This is a genomic window from Streptomyces sp. NRRL S-495, assembly GCF_000966955.1.
In the GTDB taxonomy this organism is placed as follows: Bacteria; Actinomycetota; Actinomycetes; order Streptomycetales; family Streptomycetaceae; genus Kitasatospora; species Kitasatospora purpeofusca.
Genome location: NZ_JZWY01000845.1, coordinates 1 through 1,521, shown reverse-complemented (window position 1 = coordinate 1,521; position 1,521 = coordinate 1). Strand labels below are relative to the sequence as shown.

Here is a 1,521-nt window from a genome sequence, read left to right as displayed (position 1 = left end):
GCCGTGCCGACGCCGACGACCCGGCCCGCGCCGTCCCGATCGGCAACGCCGCGCTCGGGCTCGTCCCGTACGGGGCCGCCACGATCGGCTACGCGCTGCGTCGCGACGTCTGGGGTTCCGGCTACGCGGGCGAGCTGGTCGCGCTGCTGCGCGACTTCGCCTTCGGCCCGCTCGGCGTGCACCGGCTGGAGGCCCGGGTGGACGTCGACAACGCCGCCTCGATCCGGGTGCTGGTGCGGGCGGGCTTCCGGCTGGAGGGGCGGGTCCGGCACGACTACCGGGGCCCGGACGGCTGGCGCGACGCCCAGCAGTACGCCCTGCTCGCCGACGACCCGCCGGCCGGGAGCGCCGTAAAGGGGGGATAACCCCACCCCCGGTTCGCCGGGGAACCGGATGTCCGGCGGACCCGCGTTTTGACAGGCTTCAGAGGTCGGCGGGAGACGCCCGACGAGCCCGAACCGCGACCGACCCGAGGGACCGTGACCCGGCCATGAGCACCCACACCATGCAGCGCAGCGAGCACGAGGCGTACGACGGCCGCACCGGGTACGCCAAGGACGACGCCGACGACCACCGACCCGGCGCCGTCCACCGCACCGAGGAGCCGCCGTACGCCTGGCGGGCCCCGTTCAGCTCCTACTTCTACCGGGAGGTCGGCTACACGCTGACCGGTCTGCCGATGGCGATCGTCGGCTTCGTCACCGCCGTGACGCTGTTCTCGCTGGGCCTCGGCACCTTCGTGACGGTGCTCGGCCTGCCGATCCTGGCCGGTCTGACCACCGCGGCCCGGGGCTTCGGCCGGCTGGAGCGGGCCCGGGTCCGCGGCCTGCTGGCCCTGGACGTCCCCGGGCCGGAGCCGGTCCGGCCCCGCCCCGGCTTCTGGGGCGCCATCACCGCCCGGCTGGCGGACGCGGCCGGCTGGAAGGCCGTGCTGTACCAGGTGGTGATGTTCCCGTGGGCGATCCTCAGCATGACGCTGTCGCTGGTCTTCCTCTGCGTCGGCTGGACGCTCGCGCTCTACCCCGTCTACCACTGGGTGTTCCCGCGTTACACGGACTGGCCCGGCTACCGGCTCTTCGACTTCACCAACGGGTCCGGCCACCACGTCTACTACATCGAGTCGCCGCTGCAGATCGCGGGCGTCTGCCTGGTCGGCCTGCTGTTCCTCTTCGTCACCCCGCAGCTGGTGCGCGGTCTGACCGACGTCAACCGGCTCGCCGCCCGGGGCCTGCTCGGCCGCTGAACCGCCAACGCACCGACCCGATCCCAGCCCCTCCCGTCCCGTCTCCTCCCCGCCCCGTCCCCGGCCGGCCGATCCCCGGCCGGCCGTCTGCGGATGCGGCCCCCGGCGGGCCGTGTTCGGATGGCCGCGATGGCCGACCGAACCTCCCCCGCCCCGGCCGCCGCCCTGGTGACCTCCCGTCCGCTGGACGAGTACTGCGGCCTCTTCGGCCTCACCCGGGCCGCGCTCGCCGCCCTCCGGGGCCCGCTGCTCGACTGCCCCGGCGGAGCCGCCGCCCT

At 74.8% G+C, this 1,521-nt stretch carries 2 protein-coding genes; both read left to right on the top strand.

From position 1 onward, the window contains the following. The coding region (locus VR45_RS34765) for a GNAT family protein (RefSeq protein WP_045943904.1) at positions 1-365 on the top strand (365 nt) is incomplete at its 5' end. A gap of 125 nt (positions 366-490) precedes the next feature. Further along, entirely contained in the window at positions 491-1,243 is a 753-nt protein-coding gene (locus VR45_RS34760) for a sensor domain-containing protein (RefSeq protein WP_052709610.1), read from the top strand. Positions 1,244-1,521: the final 278 nt, after the last annotated feature.

Excerpts from the sequence above, each read along its gene's own strand:
- VR45_RS34760 (WP_052709610.1), top strand. The coding sequence starts at position 491 with ATGAGCACCCACACCATGCAGCGCAGCGAGCACGAGGCGTACGACGGC.